Origin of the sequence: Weissella confusa, from assembly GCA_041871065.1 — a bacterium.
Taxonomy (GTDB): domain Bacteria; phylum Bacillota; class Bacilli; order Lactobacillales; family Lactobacillaceae; genus Weissella; species Weissella confusa_A.
In genome coordinates, this window is record CP168942.1 from 1,935,433 (window position 1) to 1,953,012 (window position 17,580).

16 protein-coding genes, 1 pseudogene and 1 other annotated feature are annotated in these 17,580 nt (G+C 45.3%); of the genes and pseudogenes, 5 read left to right on the forward strand and 12 right to left on the reverse strand.

Annotated features, from left to right (window positions below; translation table 11 throughout):
* The 8 genes and pseudogenes from ACAW68_09375 to ACAW68_09410 all read right to left on the reverse strand — a co-directional run bounded on the left by ACAW68_09375 (nt 1) and on the right by ACAW68_09410 (nt 9,887).
* On the reverse strand, nt 1–1,119 hold the full coding sequence (locus ACAW68_09375; GenBank protein ID XGA15661.1) for a vitamin B12 independent methionine synthase: 1,119 nt from the start codon (nt 1,117–1,119) through the stop codon (nt 1–3).
* A gap of 510 nt (nt 1,120–1,629) precedes the next feature.
* A complete protein-coding gene (locus tag ACAW68_09380) occupies nt 1,630–2,400 on the reverse strand; it encodes an acetoin reductase (protein ID XGA15662.1) in 771 nt (256 codons plus the stop codon).
* 142 nt (nt 2,401–2,542) lie between these two features.
* The gene (gene cysS / locus ACAW68_09385; GenBank protein ID XGA15663.1) at nt 2,543–3,958 is read right to left on the reverse strand and encodes a cysteine--tRNA ligase; all 1,416 of its coding nucleotides are present in this window, start codon (nt 3,956–3,958) and stop codon (nt 2,543–2,545) included.
* 145 nt (nt 3,959–4,103) lie between these two features.
* On the reverse strand, nt 4,104–4,625 hold the full coding sequence (locus tag ACAW68_09390) for a hypothetical protein (GenBank protein ID XGA15664.1): 522 nt from the start codon (nt 4,623–4,625) through the stop codon (nt 4,104–4,106).
* A complete protein-coding gene (locus ACAW68_09395; protein XGA15665.1) occupies nt 4,625–5,035 on the reverse strand; it encodes a DUF4430 domain-containing protein in 411 nt (136 codons plus the stop codon). Before ACAW68_09395 ends, ACAW68_09390 begins: the two co-directional genes overlap by 1 nt.
* A gap of 15 nt (nt 5,036–5,050) precedes the next feature.
* Nucleotides 5,051–7,230 (reverse strand): annotated as a pseudogene (gene nrdJ, locus ACAW68_09400) (ribonucleoside-triphosphate reductase, adenosylcobalamin-dependent).
* A gap of 337 nt (nt 7,231–7,567) precedes the next feature.
* Entirely contained in the window at nt 7,568–8,392 is an 825-nt protein-coding gene (gene nadE, locus ACAW68_09405; protein ID XGA15666.1) for an ammonia-dependent NAD(+) synthetase, read from the reverse strand.
* A 10-nt stretch (nt 8,393–8,402) separates the two neighbouring features.
* A complete protein-coding gene (locus tag ACAW68_09410) occupies nt 8,403–9,887 on the reverse strand; it encodes a nicotinate phosphoribosyltransferase (GenBank protein XGA15667.1) in 1,485 nt (494 codons plus the stop codon).
* A 163-nt stretch (nt 9,888–10,050) separates the two neighbouring features.
* Between ACAW68_09410 and ACAW68_09415 the strand changes: the two genes are divergently transcribed.
* From ACAW68_09415 to ACAW68_09435, 5 genes are all read left to right on the forward strand, one after another.
* On the forward strand, nt 10,051–10,725 hold the full coding sequence (locus tag ACAW68_09415; protein XGA15668.1) for a YoaK family protein: 675 nt from the start codon (nt 10,051–10,053) through the stop codon (nt 10,723–10,725).
* Nucleotides 10,726–10,786: 61 nt separating this feature from the next.
* Nucleotides 10,787–11,053, forward strand: a binding site (T-box leader).
* Nucleotides 11,054–11,174: 121 nt separating this feature from the next.
* A complete protein-coding gene (locus tag ACAW68_09420; protein XGA15669.1) occupies nt 11,175–12,005 on the forward strand; it encodes a MetQ/NlpA family ABC transporter substrate-binding protein in 831 nt (276 codons plus the stop codon).
* 65 nt (nt 12,006–12,070) lie between these two features.
* A complete protein-coding gene (locus ACAW68_09425) occupies nt 12,071–13,120 on the forward strand; it encodes a methionine ABC transporter ATP-binding protein (GenBank protein ID XGA15670.1) in 1,050 nt (349 codons plus the stop codon).
* On the forward strand, nt 13,120–13,815 hold the full coding sequence (locus tag ACAW68_09430) for a methionine ABC transporter permease (protein ID XGA15671.1): 696 nt from the start codon (nt 13,120–13,122) through the stop codon (nt 13,813–13,815). Before ACAW68_09425 ends, ACAW68_09430 begins: the two co-directional genes overlap by 1 nt.
* Before the next feature lie 111 nt (nt 13,816–13,926).
* Nucleotides 13,927–14,646 (forward strand): lysostaphin resistance A-like protein, encoded by a 720-nt coding sequence (locus ACAW68_09435; GenBank protein ID XGA15672.1) that lies wholly within the window; start codon nt 13,927–13,929, stop codon nt 14,644–14,646.
* A 32-nt stretch (nt 14,647–14,678) separates the two neighbouring features.
* Here the strand turns inward: ACAW68_09435 and ACAW68_09440 are convergent, their stop codons facing one another.
* The 4 genes from ACAW68_09440 to ACAW68_09455 all read right to left on the reverse strand — a co-directional run bounded on the left by ACAW68_09440 (nt 14,679) and on the right by ACAW68_09455 (nt 17,562).
* Entirely contained in the window at nt 14,679–15,554 is an 876-nt protein-coding gene (locus ACAW68_09440; GenBank protein XGA15673.1) for an SPFH domain-containing protein, read from the reverse strand.
* Between the two features lie 194 nt (nt 15,555–15,748).
* Nucleotides 15,749–15,949, reverse strand: coding sequence for a hypothetical protein (locus tag ACAW68_09445; protein ID XGA15674.1), 201 nt, complete (start codon nt 15,947–15,949; stop codon nt 15,749–15,751).
* Nucleotides 15,950–16,192: 243 nt separating this feature from the next.
* Nucleotides 16,193–16,579, reverse strand: a complete 387-nt coding sequence (gene rplQ, locus ACAW68_09450) for a 50S ribosomal protein L17 (GenBank protein ID XGA15675.1) — start codon at nt 16,577–16,579, stop codon at nt 16,193–16,195.
* A gap of 38 nt (nt 16,580–16,617) precedes the next feature.
* Nucleotides 16,618–17,562: a DNA-directed RNA polymerase subunit alpha gene (locus ACAW68_09455; GenBank protein XGA15676.1), complete on the reverse strand. Its 945-nt coding sequence runs from the start codon at nt 17,560–17,562 to the stop codon at nt 16,618–16,620.
* Between the last annotated feature and the right edge of the window lie 18 nt (nt 17,563–17,580).

The window sequence follows — 17,580 nt, forward strand, 5'->3', positions numbered from 1 at the left end:
CTACCCCCAAACTTCATCCGCAATGTGCTTGATGAATGATAACTTTGTCCATTCTTCTTGTTCCGTCAACGCATTTCCCTCTTCCGTGGAAGCAAAGCCACATTGCGTCGATAGCGCTAAGTTTTCAAGCGGAATTAGTTTAGCTGCGTCAGCAATGCGATTCTTAATCGCCTCGGTTGACTCAAGCTTAGGTGACTTGCTTGTCACCAAGCCCAACACAATCGTGACATCTTCACGACCTTGCCAAATTTCAGGCAAGGGCTCAAAGTCACCTGAGCGGGCATCATCATATTCCAAGAAGTAGGTGTCATAGTGCAACTGCCCAAGGTACTTCGCTACTGGTGCATAACCACCTTCGAAGAGATACGTTGACTTGAAGTTACCTCGGCAGATGTGCGTTGAGATTTTAAAATCTTCTGGCAAACCATCCAACGCCTTGTTAATGACATAAACGCTGTCCGTCGCAATCTTTTCATACTTAGCACGCTCAGCCGGATCATTCTTGAACTCGTTCAACTTACTAATCAAGAAGGCCCAGGTCGTATCATCTAGTTGGACATAGCGACTGCCCAAATCATAATAGCGTTGCAACGTATCATGGTACGCTTGCGCCAAATCATCCAAGTAATCTTCCCATGTGTCATAAAACTCTAAGGCCCGGTCTGAACGACCATCGCGGAAGAGAAGCGTCGGTGCTGGAATCGTTGACTTAGGTTCAGTCCCCTCTGGCGCAATTGACTTCAGGTAGGCGAAGTCTGCAAAGAATGGATGGTCTGGATTAAAGGCAATCTTGCCAGTCAATTGCACGTTATCCGTTCGCGTTTTCTCACCGTGGAATTTGTATGAATCTTCTTGCGTGTATCGGTCAACCCCGGTGAGTCCCCACAAAAAGTCGAGGTGCCACCACGAACGGGCAAATTCACCATCCGTGACATCCTTCAATCCAACTTCATGTTGGTGAACCACCAAATCATGAATTTCGTCATGTTGCACTTGAATGAGTGTCTCACGGTCGATTGTCCCGGCCGCGTAATCTGCACGAGCTTGCTTCAATGCTGCTGGACGTAGATATGATCCAACCTGGTCAAAGTGATAACGTACCTTAGTTCCTACTGTCATAATTTCTAATCTCCTGTTGTTTAAAACTTAATCTGTCGTAGCTGTCATTTTGTCTGGCCCACTGCCAGTTCCAAAAAATCACATTCGACTTTGACCAAGCCCCTCACCAACAAAAAGACATCGGTGAGCGGTGACACATAGATATTGCATCGTTCCTTCCTCACTTTCTTCAACTATCCGTAAACAAAAAAGTCCCGTAGCCACTACAGCTACGGGACTTTTTCACGTGTTACCACCCGGGTTCAATGGTCCTCAAAAATAGGAACCATCCTCTTTCAGTACGGTCGTATGCCGACGATACCTAAGCGCGATAACGGGCGCACCCGAGTGACGCTAACACTTTGCTCACGTCATTAAGACTCCAAGACCATTTTCCAATTCGCGCGTCCGTTAATTCACACCAACCATTAACTCTCTGGGCGACGCTTGAAAAGTACTTATCTCTTCCTAGTCGATGTTTGTATCTTAAAACTAAAATTAAAAAACGTCAATAGTTTTATTAAAAATAAATTAGAGAAACTCCATGCCGCCATCAACCATGATAGATTGCCCTGTAATATAAGCGGCTGCTGGTGACGCAAACCAGGCGACAACTTCAGCAACATCAGCCGGCGTCGCTTCACGCCCCAAGGCAATTTCAGTTAAAACGTTTGCTTGTTGTTCAGGCACCGTCACCTGCTTAATCGCCGCCGTTCGCTCATCAATCGCATCCCGCAACGGTGTGCGTACTACGCCGGGGTTGTAGGCGTTAACTGTAATTTGATCCGCCGCCAATTCCTTGGCAGCCGATTGCGTTAAGCCACGAATACCAAACTTTGATGCCGAATAGGCACTTTGTAACGCTGATGCCTCCACACCAGCCAGCGAGGCAGCGTTCACAATACGCCCACCATGTCCTTGTTGCTTAAAGCGCGTCGCCGCGGTTTGAATCCCCCAGTAAGTGCCCTTTAGGTTCACATCAAGAATCCGTTCAACATCAACCGGATCAGCATCAACAAACGAATCAATCACTGCAATCCCGGCATTATTCACATACACAGCCAACTCACCTAAGTCAGACACTACCTGGTCAACCAGTTGGAACACCTCATCCCGGTGCGCCACATCAATCTGATAAAACTTAGCCTGATAGCCAGCTTCAATCAGCGCGTGGGCAACTTCTTCTCCAGTAACGGTATTGATGTCTGCAACACCAATCGCAAACCCATCTTTTGCCAATCGGAAGGCGATACTTTCACCAATTCCCTGACCAGCACCTGTTACAATCGCCAATTTCGTCATAATAAATTCCCCCTCTGCATGCGTACACAATAACCCCACCCACGCAAAAGTTCAATAGTTTTATTAAAAATCGATTAGAAAAACAACCATCAAAAAACAGCCACCCAGCAATAAGCCAAGTGACTGTTTCAAAAACTATTAATTATGCACGACGCCAGCGTGTTCCTTGTGGCGTATCTTCTAGGATAATGCCACGAGCAGCCAACTCGTCACGAATTTCATCTGAACGAGCAAAGTTTGACGTCTCACGGGCAGCATCACGTTCCTTGATCAATGCATCAACATCTGCATCCAACAAAGGTGCTTGCTCCAAACCGTCAACACCAAACACGTTCATCAAGTCCTTGATTTGCTTCAAGACAAAGTTAACCGTGTCAGCCTTAACTTCTTCAGCTTGTGAGTACAAGTTTGCCAATTCAATCAACTCATAAACCGCCGTCATAGCGTTTTGTGCGTTGAAGTCATCGTCCATGGCCTCTACAAAGGCATCAACCTTTTCTTGTGCCTTTGCTTCGATATCTGCATCTGAACCGTCAACTGCTGATCCCAAACGGAATTGCAAGTTGCGGTAACCAGTGCGGATACGCTCCAAGTTACGGGCAGCCAAGTCCATGTTCTTTTGTGAGTAAGCAATTGGACGACGGTATTGCGTCGTTGCCATGAAGAAACGCAAAACCATTGGATCATCGATTTGTTGCAACAATTCGTGAACAGTCGTGAAGTTACCCAAAGACTTTGACATCTTCTCGTTTTCATCACCAACCGTTACGAATCCGTTGTGCAACCACTTCTCAACGAACTTCTCACCAGTGTGAGCTTCAGTTTGTGCAATTTCGTTCGTGTGGTGTGGGAAAGCCAAGTCAATTCCACCACCGTGGATGTCCAAGTGGTTTCCCAAGTACTTCGTTGACATCACTGAGCACTCGATGTGCCATCCAGGACGTCCCTTACCCCAAGGTGAGTTCCAAGCAATGGCACCATCGCCGTTCTCACCCTTCCAGACAGCAAAGTCCATTGGGTCTTCCTTACGTGCCAATTCACCGTCATCCAAACGACCAGCAGCGTTAGATTCCATCTCAGCCAAATCTTGGTGAGCCAAAATACCGTAACCCTTGAACTTCTTAGCACGGAAGTAAACGTCACCTTCAGACTCGTAAGCGTAACCCTTCTTGATCAAGTCCTCAACGAACTCGATAATCTCAGGAATGTGCTCAGTTGCACGAGGGCGAACAGTTGCAGGCTTGATGTTCAATGGTGCTGTGTCTTCGTTGAAGGCATCGATGTACTTGTCGGCCAATTCAGGAACCGTAATTCCTTGTTCAGCAGCAGCAGCAATCATCTTGTCATCAACGTCAGTGAAGTTAGAAACATAGTTAACTTCGTATCCGCGGTACTCGAAGTAGCGACGAATAGTGTCGAACGCAATCGCAGAACGTGCGTTACCGATGTGGATGTAGTTGTAGACAGTAGGTCCGCAAACGTACATGTTGATCGTCTTCTCGTTGATGGGCTTGAAATCTTCCTTTTGCAAGCTCATCGTGTTGAACGTCTTCATCATTGTGATTTACCCCTTTTAGTTTGTATAAGCCAATGGTAACATGACGGCAAAAAATCCCTAAACAATATGCTTACAGTTAGGTGAACAGGCAATAATTTAATTATCATATTCCCCTAATGCATCACACTTATTTTATCATAGTAAGTCAAGTTTTTTGCGGTATTTTTTGATACATCATCAGTATCCGAGAAAACGGATGAAATAGCGCTATCACGCACACAAACGTCGCCACACAATGAACGAAATCAAACGATAATCCGGCCAGCCAATAACTCCAAATTGCCGGCCAATTAAAGCCACCAAATAAGAATGGTGCTTGCAAAATTGTCGTCCAAAAACCGTAAGTTAAGCAAAAGACTAAGCCAACAATCAACGCCATGCTTTTTTCATCAGCAATATGCCGACTGCCGCTGGTAATCAAGACTAATCCGGCATACAAAATTATTTGCACCACAACGACTGGGTGCATCCCCAACAACAATCCCGTTAAAATCACGGCAAGACTTGTTGCTGGCAAGGCAATGCGCCAGCCAAAATACCAAGCAACAAGAATGACCAAAGCAGTGAACGGGGTCACGTTTGGCCACGGATGCACGAACAGGCGCGCGACAACCATCACGGCCGTCAACACGCCTGTCATCGCCACCCAATGTAGCGTTTTTGTCATTAGAACTGCTTCAACTCAAAGGTAATACGATCACCGGAATGCAACTTCAAATCAGCGGGCGCTTCACTGGTTTGCTTTCCATTTACCGTATAAACCCAGTATTGGTTCTTCACTTGATTTTGGGCACGACCATCAATTTCAGTGATAAACCCGTCGGCCGTCACTGACATCTTTGGCTCACGCTTCTCGTTTTGGGCCAAATCCAAAAGCGTTTCACCCTTTTTCAACGTCACTTTGAACGTCTTCTCTTTATCATCATGCTTCACAACCATTGTCACATGACGTTCTGTCTTTGCTTGCGTTGTTTGGGCATCTGTTCGACTTTGCCAATGCTGCATACCGAACAATGTCGCACCAATAATCAAAACTAGCGCAATCAACAACATCAAAACTTTATTAATCACTCGCATCTCTCTGCTCCTGCGTTACTTAATTGGGCATGCACCCGTCTCACAATCACTTGAATCAACCAAGTCCATCAACTTATCTTCACTGTGTAGCGCTTCGTAAACCGCTTGTACATCACCGAATACTGATACTGAACGTTCAGCATAATCTTCAGCTGAAATTGGCTCCTTTGGCGCTTGCGCAAAGCCGTGTCCTGAGTAAGGCAACATTGACGTTGACTTAATTTGTGGGGCGTATTGGCGCAACATCTTAGCCAACAGTGGCTTCTCATCCTCTTGGAACGTAATCGTGCAGCTAACTGAATTGTCAGCCCAGTACTTTTGCAAGAAGGCTTGGTTCGCCAATTGCTCGGCAACACTGACTTCACCTGCTGACTTAAAGCCAGGATAATCAGCTGAAGCAGCCTTAACTGGGAACTCCACAACCATCGTGTTTTCTGAGTATACATCTGGCTCGATATGGTAACGAGCAGCTTGCAACGCCTTCAACAATGGATCCGTATCTTGGAAACGAATGCGTTGAATCAAGTGGTCAGCGTAGTTAAAGTGCATACCTTCTGAAACACCCGTCAACTTTGAAACCGTACCTGATGGCTTAACCGTTGTGCACTTCACTGATGGGTTGCAGTGCAGCGTTGCTGAGTATTGTGCATCAGCTTCCTTAACCGCATGGTACAAACGGTCAACTTCATTAATCAACTCTTGGTTGTAGATTGGTGTATCACCATCCCAGCCCGTCACAACAGGGGCACCGAATGACGTCAAAACCCAATCTTGGATACCTGACAAAGACACCCCGATACGACGGTTCTTGTTAATGATTTGACGTGAAATCTCCCAATCATATGGGCTAAATGTCACACGCTTTGCAAAGCGGGCTCCCAATGCAACGATACGAGCAGGATCAAATCCTTGTTCCATCGCAACGTTCGGGAATACCTCAAACAAATTGCAGGCTTCACCATTAGCCAACGAAATTTCACCACATGGGTTCGTTCCTTCAACATCGGCATCAATTCCTGGTTACTCACCATCCGCCAAACGGCCGTAGTTACGCAACAAGTCCAAGTTACAACCCCAGGCTCACCATTTTCAGCAATGGCTGCGGCGATGTCATCGTATTGAGCTGTGTCATCAGCCGTTACGAAAACAGAATTGTTAGATGCCCAACGGTGGTGGTAGAGCTTTTCCTTGTCTTGCTTCATCGCAACGAAGGCTGCATCATCGGCATCCCCAAGCGCGATTTCTGCAGAACGACGCACACCACCAGAAACAACTGTCTTACCAATCAAGTTGGCGATGTCCGTGCAATCAACCGATGACAAGTGCTCACCCAACGTGTCGTTCAACAAGTCGTTCACATCTTGAATCAATTCAATCAATGGTGCTGGACCAGAAGCAACACCACCGAAGCCCTTGATCTTAGCGCCCTTAGCACGGATAGCTGAAATATCATAAACCACAGCGCGCTTCATATCTTGACGGAAGTGGCGATCAATCAAATCAGCCGTCATCAAGACCCAACCTTCACGTGTGTCAGGCACTGTCACAACATCGGCATCCCCAACCATAATTTCAGTTGCGTTATCAGCACCAGCAATACGAGCCTCTTCATACGCATCAGCTTCAGGGTTAATCACGATAGTTGCATCAACTGTTTGGGCAACTGCCGGCATTTGCGCGAAGTTCTTTTGTGTCACAGAAACACCAACACCGCCACCCTTCATCAATTGGTCGAACAAGAAAGCAAATGGCATTGAGGCCATGATTTCTTGCTTATCTGCATATGGTGGCACGATGTGACTCTCACCGTATGCTTGTGGGCGCATTGCCACAAACCAGCAGTTGTTCAACGCATCCCCGTGCGCCTCTTGATAAGGCGTACCTGAAATCCACAAGTTACGACCAGATGGTGTTGCAGACAATGAATAAATCGCACGGAACAATTCTTCGGCTTCGATTTGTAGCGCATCAATATCCTCAACTGATGCTGTTCCTTCTTGCAAACGTGGATCCAAGTTGATGTTTCCTTCGACTACACGCTTCACTGTCTCATGCCATTCTTCCGTACGGCCCGCCGCATCATTCCAACGTGCATACGTACGCTTGTAGGTTACCCAACCCAACGTTCCCCAGTGTGGCTTAATGTTCGCAATTGTTTCGGCGACAAACGCGTCTGATAACTTAATAGACCCCATTCCAATACCCCTTTTTGGTAACATTTCGTTAGTATACGAACATTACCCATTATTTCTTGTGTCTATTATCGGAAAAATAAATACAAACGTCAAATGAATATTTATTCCTAACTAATAGTGAATAATGATTAAAAGATAACTATAGGACGCCGTTTCATTAATTTAAATACACATTTTTAGACGCAATTTTATTCCTATACATTCGTAACCAACAACCTAACGTTCTGTTACATTAGGGTTTTATCATTTTGGAGATTGTCAAAATATACACAATACATTTTCGTTACAAAAAAAGACCTGTTCCCAGCCGGAAACAGGTCTCAATTCTTATAACGTTTTACTTCCACCACTCATCGAAAACAGTGACTGGTGATTGGCGCTTGTGCTCAGTTGTCGTAAACAACTTCTCGATTTGGATGGCATCCTTCTCGGCAACATCCTTACCTTCTAGATAGTCATCAATTGCATCGTAAGTGACACCCAATGCCACTTCGTCAGGCAACGCTGGACGGTCTTCTTCCAAATCAGCCGTTGGCGTCTTTTGGTACAAGTGTTCAGGTGCACCCAAGTAAGCCAAGATTTGACGGCCTTGGCGCTTGTTCAAACGGTACAATGGCGTGATATCAGCCGCACCGTCACCAAACTTCGTGTAGAAACCAGCCAAAGCTTCAGCAGCGTGATCAGTTCCTACGACAACACCGTGCATCGCACCAGCAACACCGTATTGCGCAATCATACGCTCACGGGCCTTGATGTTACCCTTGTTAAAGTCTGACACCGTCACACCGGCTGCTTCAAGTTGCTTGACCACACCTTGAACAGAGTCTTCGATGTTTACACGAATCGTTTGGTCAGCTTGTTGCCAAGCAATTGAATCCAAAGCATCTTGCTCATCAGCTTGGGCGTTGTATGGCAAACGCATAGCCACAAACTTGTAGTCCGCATCCCCAGTCTCAGCACGCAACTCTTCAGCTGCGGTTTGTGACATCTTACCAGCAAGCGTTGAATCTTGACCACCTGAGATTCCCAAAACCAACGTCTTCATCCCAGTCTTCTTAAGGTAAGCCTTCAACAAGTCCACTGAACGACGGAATTCCGTTTCAGGGTCAATGGTTGCTTGGACACCCAACGTATCAATAATCTTCTTTTGCAAATCACGCATGATGACGCTCCTAATTCTCTTCGTATTCTTTTGCGACTTCAGAGACGTATTCACGGAGCTCCTTAATCAAATTCATCTTGTGATCCCAAGCGGCTTGTGACAAGTCGACTGGGTATTCTTGTGGGTTCAAATCACGACGGTACTCAGACCATAGTGATTCAATGTGCTCAGCTGTGTAATCACGAATATCATTCAAAGCTGGCAAATCATAGACCAATTCACCATCCACAAACACATTTTGCAAGATTGGACGGGCCGTATAATCAACAACCGTCTTATTCAAGTATGGGTAGTTTGGATGGAACATGTACAAACCATCTGGCAACTCACGTGGATCTTCATCCCAAAGGGCAACATAATCACCTTGTGACTTACCGTCAGAGTTACGTGTAATGCGCCAAACTTGCTTCTTACCAGGGTTTGAAATCTTCTCAGCCGTTCCTGAAATCTTAATGGTATCCACCATCTCACCGTTTTCATTCTCCACTGAAACAACCTTATAAACACCACCCAATGCTGGTTGGTCATAAGCCGTAATCAACTTCGTACCGATACCCCAAGTATCAATCTTAGCCCCTTGCAACTTCAAACTCGTAATTGTTTCTTCATCCAAATCATTTGATGCCACAATCTTGGCATCTGGGAAACCGGCTTCATCAAGCATCTTGCGGACACCCTTTGAAACGTAAGCCAAGTCACCTGAGTCGATGCGGACACCGATAAAGTTAATCTTGTCGCCCATTTCCTTGGCAACACGGATTGCTGATGGCACACCAGAACGCAATGTATCGTACGTATCAACTAGGAATACGACATCCTTGTGCGTCTCGGCATATGCCTTAAAGGCTTCATAGTCATTACGGTAAACTTGCACCAAACTGTGGGCGTGTGTACCAGAAATTGGAATACCAAATAGCTTACCGGCGCGCACATTTGACGTTGCGTTAAACCCACCGATATAAGCCGCACGCGTTCCCCACAGGGCCGCATCCATTTCTTGGGCACGACGAGTTCCGAATTCCATCAGCGTTTGATCACCGACAACTGAACGGATACGTGAGGCCTTCGTGGCAATCAACGTTTGGTAGTTAACGATGTTCAATAGTGGCGTTTCCACCAATTGTGCATCAAAAACGCTTCCTTCAACTTGCAAGATTGGCTCGTTGTTAAAGACCACTTCACCTTCACGCGGTGCACGAACTGTTGCCTTAAAACGCCAATCCTTCAAGTAGTCCATGAAGTCTTCGTCGAACTCACCGGTCTCACGAAGGTACGCGATGTCACTTTCTGAAAAATGAAGTCCCTTCAAGTATTCAACCAAACGCTCTAGTCCAGCGAAAACCGCGTAACCATTTTTGAAAGGCATCTTGCGGAAGTACATTTCGTAAACGGCCTTGCGTTCATGAATGCCCTTCTTAAAATACGTTTGCATCATTGATAGTTGGTAAGCATCTGTGTGCAATGCCAAACTGTCATCCGGAAATGCCATTGTCATGACGTTCGTCTCCCTAACTTTCGTAAGTATATATGCCCTATATTTTACCACAATTCAGCTTCCTAAACGCCAGCACACTTTTTTAGCACTGCTCTAAAGTAAGTTGTATACTGTTATTTGGAATTATTTAATTTTAATATGTAGAAAGCTGGTGAATTTGTTCATGGCAGAACAAAAGTTTCCTTATAAGGAGTCTCTCCGTGTAGGTATGTTGCTAGCCGGTACAGCCGGTTACATCGACTCATATACCTTCGCCTTTCACGATAACCGCTTTGCAAGTTTCCAAAGTGGTAACCTATTGCAACTTGGTATTAACGTTGCGTCTGGTAAGTGGCATGCAGCTAGTTTGTTTTTCTGGCCAGTCATCGCCTTCTTCGTTGGCGCAGTTTTGAACCAAATCATCAAGAAGGCTTCATTCAAGAATGAAGTGCAATGGGAAGAACGTTCAGTCTTCATCGAGTTGCTTGGCGTTCTATTCGTTGCCTTCCTTGAGCTAGCCCGCGTGAACTCATTGATTGTGCTAAGTGTCTTGGCAATCTTCATGGCCATGCAAGCGGATACCTTCAGTAAGTTGCGTGGTATGCCTTACGCCACGGTTTTGAGTACTGGTAACTTGAAGACGTTCGGTGCCACATTGGCAAATGGCTTCTTGAATCACGATAAGTCACAATTCGTGAAGACGCGTAACGTTGGTTTGGTTATCGCCTCATTCTTAGGGGCAGCGATCATTGCCCACTTCCTTGGTTTGATGATTGGTGACTACACACTATTCGGTGCGCCAATCCTATTGGCCTTCGTTTGGTTCTTCGTTCGCCAAGACCGTTTGGAAACAAAGTAACTTTTCCTGTTGACACGTTTCTCAGAATCAGTTAATATACAAATCAAGCATTTTATAAGTTTTAAACAAGTTGAGCAGGAAAGTAAGTTACCTGAAGCATCAAAGAGAGACAACGTTCGGTGTGAGTTGTTATGTGGATTGTATCTGAAAATGGCCTGTGATTGGCGTTGGTGAGCAGCAAGTCTGTAAGCTAACGACGGATTGGTCTACGTTACAAGACACACGAATCGGCAAAGCATCATCTCGCTCACTGCCCGCTCGTTGTTAAGGTCTGGAGTGGCAACGCTCCAGATGAAGTAGAATGGTAACACGAAGACTCGTTTCTATTTGATCATCAATTTATTTGAATGGTCATTTGGAAACGAGTTTTTTCTTTTTCTACTCACCTGTTTAGAACTAACACATTATTGATATGGGACATGAACTTTAATTATTTGGGAGATTTATTTATGAACAAGGTATTTAAGACTGGTGTTGCGGTAGCTGCCGCAGCGTTGACTGCATCTGTTGTTTTGCCTGCTACGGCTGTTTCAGCTGATTCAAAGACTGTGACGGTTGGTATCGTCGGAACGTCTGACAAGGGCGTTTGGGAAGAAGTTGCTAAGACGGCTAAGAAGAAGTACGGTATCACGATTAAGACAAAGGTCTTCACGGACTACAACCAACCTAACAAGGCTGTTGCTGATGGTTCATTGGACTTGAACTCATTCCAACACTACTACTTCTTGGAAAACTGGAACAAGTCAAACAAGAACTCAGTTAAGGCAATTGGTAAGACTTTCATCACGCCAATCCGTTTGTACTCAGAAAAGTACAAGTCAGTGAAGAAGTTCAAGAAGGGTGATTCAATCGCCGTTCCTAACGACGCAACTAACGAAGCGCGTGCATTGACGTTGTTGCAATCAGCTGGTTTGATTACCTTGAAGAAGGGCGTTGATATGCCAACGGTCAAGGATATCAAGACGAACAAGTTGGACTTGGACATCAAGGAAGTGGCTGCTGACCAAACACCTTCATCATTGAAGTCAGTTGATGGTGCGGTTATCAACACGAACTACGCACAACAAGCTAAGTTGAAGTTGAGCTCAGCAATCTACGTTGAGCCGGTTAACAAGGACTCAAAGAAGTGGATCAACATCATCGCTGCTTCAAAGAAGAACGCTAACAAGAAGATTTACAAGCAAGTTGTTAAGGCCTACCAAACAAAGGCTACTAAGGACTACTTGAAGAAGACTTGGGGACAAGCTGAAATTCCAGCTTGGGACATCACATTGAAGTAATCAACTTCACCCCCACCGCTTTCACGAGCGGTGATACATATCGATATTAATAAGGAGAGATTTTAATGGCTGTTATTCAACTAACTGATGTCAACGTGACATTTAAGCAAAAGAATCGAGAAATTGTGGCGGTTCAAAACGAATCTATCACAATTGAAAAAGGTGATATCTACGGAATCGTTGGTTATTCTGGGGCCGGTAAGTCAACGCTAGTGCGTACGATTAACTTGTTGCAACGCCCTACTTCAGGTTCTGTTTTGGTGAACGGTACTGAAATGACAACGTTGAGCCCTGCGCAATTACGTGATGAGCGTAAGAAGATCGGCATGATCTTCCAACACTTCAACTTGATGAGCGAATTGACGGTGTTTGGTAACGTTGCACAACCATTGAAGCACTCTAACCTTTCAAAGGCTGAGAAGGCTGCTAAGGTTAATGAATTGCTTGAATTGGTTGGCTTGGCTGACCGCGCTGAGAACTACCCTTCTCAACTTTCTGGTGGTCAAAAGCAACGTGTTGCCATCGCGCGTGCCTTGGCTAATGACCCTGAAATTTTGATTTCTGACGAGGCCACATCAGCTTTGGACCCTAAGACAACGAACCAAATTTTGGCATTGTTGAAGCAATTGAACCAAGAACTTGGTTTGACCATTGTGTTGATTACGCACGAAATGCAGGCCGTTAAGGAAGCTGCTAACAAGGTTGCTGTGATGGAAAATGGTGCCATCATCGAACGCGGTTCATTGCTTGAAATCTTCACGAACCCACAAAAGCAATTGACGAAGGACTTCATTAACACGGCCACTAACCGTGACGAAGCGCTTGAAAAGGTTAATGAGCTTTTGGCTGAGCAACCATTGTCAGCTGATGAAGAGCTTTTGCAAATCGATTATGTTGGTGCTGATACGGCACAACCATTGCTATCAACGATTTACGCCGACTACGGTGTCACAACAAACTTGTTGTACTCAAACATGGAGATCTTGACGAAGACGCCGGTTGGCTTGGCCATCGCTATCTTCAAGGGAACTGATTCACAACGTGCGACAGCTAAGGCAAGCTTTGCTGATCACGGTGTTAAGATTGTCGAACTTGCTAAGGGAGGACAAAACTAATGATTCACTGGATTGAAACGACATTTCCAAATGTTTATCAACTTGGCTGGAGTGGTGACTACGGCTGGGGAATTGCCATCTGGCAAACTATTTACATGACCATCGGTTCAGCCTTCTTCGGTGGCTTGCTTGGGCTTGCTTTCGGAACTGGTTTGGTGCTAACGACTGAAAACGGTATTACGCCGAACCGTACCGTATTCCAAATCTTGGATAAGGTCGTCTCTGTCGGCCGTGCCATTCCATTTATCATCATGGTGGTGGCCTTCTCACCTTTGACGCAATTAATCGTTGGTACCACAATCGGTACGACGGCCGCCCTTGTGCCATTGTCATTGGGTGTCTTCCCATTCTACGCTCGCCAAGTGCAAGTCGCTTTGTTGGGGGTTGATGCTGGTAAGGTTGAAGCCGCTCGTTCATTTGGTGCAACAAACTGGGACATCATTACTGACGTTTACCTACGCGAAGGTCGTTCAGAATTGATTCGTGTCTCAACGGTTACGTTGATTAGCTTGGTTGGTTTGACAGCCATGGCTGGTGCTATCGGTGCCGGTGGACTTGGGACAACTGCTATCGTGACTGGTTACCAACGTTTCCAAAACGACGTTATGTGGTTGGCAACCATCATCATCTTGCTCCTTATCGTGTTGATCCAATTCGTTGGTGACTTCTTCGCTAAGCGTGCACATCACGGATAATTAATTTAAGCCTGGTCTCATCCGTTGAGGCCAGGCTTTTTTCGTGTGTTATTCCCCATTCTCCATGTACAATAAGTGAAGTCAAATACGTAAAGAAAGGCGGCTCATATTTTGAAATTCATCGCATTTTTAAAGTGGCTCATCTGGCTCGTCATTGGTTTCTTCATTAGTGGTGTGATTGGCATTGTCATCGACAAAAGCAATCTCATGACAAATTTATTTGGCAGCCTTGGCACAACGATTGGGACACAAATCAACGATATCTGGTGGTTCCTGCCACTAGCGCTACTCAATATTCTCCTCTTCCACTACGCCATCGGTTGGTGGGGTGCAAAAGCCGGACTTGCTTGGTTACTCTTATTACCATACTTGCTCTACGCGGTTGTCAGCACGATCGCCCAAGGGATTACCTGGAATACCACAGCCGTAGTTTATCTGATCGGCGCTTTGGTGGTTGGGTTGACCGAAGAATACATCTTCCGTGGCGCTTTGTTTGCATCCTTCAAGAAAGCCGGGGTTGGTGATACAGCACTTATCGTTGTATCAGCTCTTATCTTCGCTGCATTCCACTTGGTAAATGGCCTTGCAGGTGGCAACTTAATTGCCCTAGTATTCCAAGTACTATTTACATTTGGATTAGGCATTTTCCTCGGGGTCATCTATCTAAAGACAAAGGCGCTACTACCCATCGCATTCGCACACGGTTTCTACGACTTTTCAGTCCTAGCACCAGGTCATGCCCTGTTTAACATGGGTGGTATTACCAACATTCTTATTTTAACAATTGCACTTATTATTCTCGGAGTTGTTTACCAGAAGAAAATTGCATAACAAAAGGCAGCTCAACCGAGCTGCCTTTTCGTTTACTTTTGATTTGTGTTTAGAAGCTGTCCAGCGACCTTTAGTTCACCAAGGGCATCAATAGCTGTATTCGGTACGATAACCGTGTTAGCAGGGCTCTTAGCAACGTCTCTGAAGGCGTCAATGTTTTGAGCGACCAAGTAGTTTGCATCAACCGTACTCAAAATATCATTTGCCTTTTGGATACGATATGCCTCAGCATCTGCCGCCAAACGTACAGCCTTGGCATTAGCTTCAGCTGTTGAAACCAAGGCATCGTTCTGTGCCTTCGTCGTTAGCTCGATTGAACGTGCCTCACCTTCGGCACGCGCAATCGCAGCTTCACGTTCACGCGTGGCATTGATTTGCTTATTCATTGATTCTTGAATCTCAGGCGTTGGTTGAATGGTATCAATATTAATACGATCAACATTTACACCATAAGCATCCGTAATCGAACCCAGTTCCTTGCTTAGGGCTGCGTTAATACGCTCTGTCCCATTCAAGACTTCGTTCAAATCCATCGTACCAATAATGCCTCGCAAATGTGCACGTGATTGTTGCACCATCGACTTTACTGAGTCCGCGTTCTCAAACGTAAACTTGTATGGATCCGTTACGTGATAGTTCAATGACAATGAAATAATAACTTCAGCGTTATCACGTGAGATGACACTTTGCTCGCTTAGGCGCAAGGGTACCTGTGCCAAGTCAACACGGTCAACACGCGTGATGAATGGCATCACAACGTGCAAACCAGGCGCAATTTGGCGTTGATATTTACCAAGCACTGAAACCATACCCACCATGTTCTGTGGAATGATGCGAATACCAGTAAACACAACAAACGCCAATATAATTAACAACAATACAATTAACACACTAAATAAGATCATCATTATCCCCCATTTCAACCAACATAACCTTATTACCTATTACATCGTCAATTATAACAGTATCACCAATCTTAAACTGAGACGGATTGTTAACTTGATAATAAATACCGTTAAGTTTTAGCATATCATCCGTATAATTATCGTCTGTTAAGGTAATGATTTCTTGCTTGAGACGATCATCGAAATTATAAGCCATATTAGTTGTTACGCTGCAACTTCTCTAGTGCCACCGTGCCCGCTGAAACCCCGGTAACTCGCACAGAATCCCCAATCTGCAACCCATCAAAACAACGATATGGATAACGCTGTCCCTTGATCCAAACTTTATCAGACGTTAGACTCCCCGGCGTCAAATGAAACGTCATATTTAAAATGCTATCATCCATGTGTGCGTTCATAATATAATCCCCCTGTAATATCAGTAAGTTTACATACATTATAGACACATCAACCACCAAGGTAAACAAAAAGCCTTTAAATCGGACCGACCGACTTAAAGACAAAAGTATACAAAAAAACCTCACACATTACTGGTGCGACACAAGTGCCATTCAACCTAGACTTGGCTTAAAGCCATCATCGTAGCGGTTTATACCATGTAACATGAGAGATTTCATTGTTTTATTAATTAACCAATGAAATTAGTCAACCAATTCCAAGATAACCATTGGTGCAGCGTCTCCACGACGTTGTACCGTCTTCAAGATACGAGTGTAACCACCCGCACGGCCCTCAAAGCGAGGTGCAACATCGTTGAACAAGTGTTGCAAAGCCGTTTCTACCTTAACCTTGTTATCTTCAGTCGTTTGTACGTCTGCAACAACGTTACGTACGAAAGCAGCGGCCTTACGGCGTGAAGCCAAGTCACCACGCTTACCCAACGTAATCATCTTCTCTGCAGTACGACGAACTTCCTTAGCGCGGGCTTCTGTCGTTTGAATGCGACCGTTGATCAACAAAGCAGTCGTCAAATCACGCAACATAGCCTTACGTTGTGAGCTAGTACGTCCCAACTTGCGGTATCCCATGAGTATGTCCTCCTTTACTTGGAATTCTATCGTTTAATCTAATCTTCCTTGCGGAACCCTAAACCGAGCACTGCCAGCTTTTCCTGGATTTCGTCAAGTGATTTCCGACCGAGGTTTCGTACAGACATCATTTGAGTCTCTGTACGCTCCGTCAACTCTTGCACAGAGTTGATCCCGGCCCTTTTGAGACAATTATAAGAACGAACTGACAAGTCCAACTCTTCAATAGGAGTGTCGGCATGCTTGCTAGTTGGTACTTCTTCCTTGTCTACCATCACTTGTGTGTTAACCGCGCGTTCTGACAATTCAACAAATGAGTTCAAGTGGTCTGACATGATACGGGCTGCCAATGAAATAGCTTCAGTAGCAGTCAATGATCCATCAGTCCAGATGTCCAAAGTCAACTTGTCAAAGTCATCACGTTGTCCCACACGAGTGTTCTCAACTTGATAGTTTACGCGTTCGATTGGGGTAAAGATTGAATCAATTGCTAGAACGCCAATTGGCATTTCTTCATGCAATTCCTTATTCTGGTCCGCTGACACATAACCACGTCCGCGTTCTGCAGACAAAGTCATGTGCAACGTAGCCCCAGCCGCAACAGTGGCAATGTGAAGATCCTTGTTCAAGATCTCTACATCACTATCTCCAGCGATGTCGCCGGCCGTCACAGTAGCGGGACCGGTTACGTTAACTTCGAGCGTCTTCGCTTCATCACTATCGATGCGCATTGAAACCTTCTTGAGGTTCAAGATGATTTGCGTTACATCTTCAACGACACCTTCGACCGTTGAAAACTCATGCAAAACGCCATCAATTTGTACTGAATTGATTGCCGCACCAGGCAATGAAGACAACAATACACGGCGTAGGGAGTTACCCAAAGTAGTTCCGTAACCACGTTCAAGCGGCTCAACCACAAACTTACCGTAATTGCTATCCTCTTCAACCAGCGTAATCTTTGGGTTTTCGAATTCAAGCATACTGTTTGTTACCCCTTT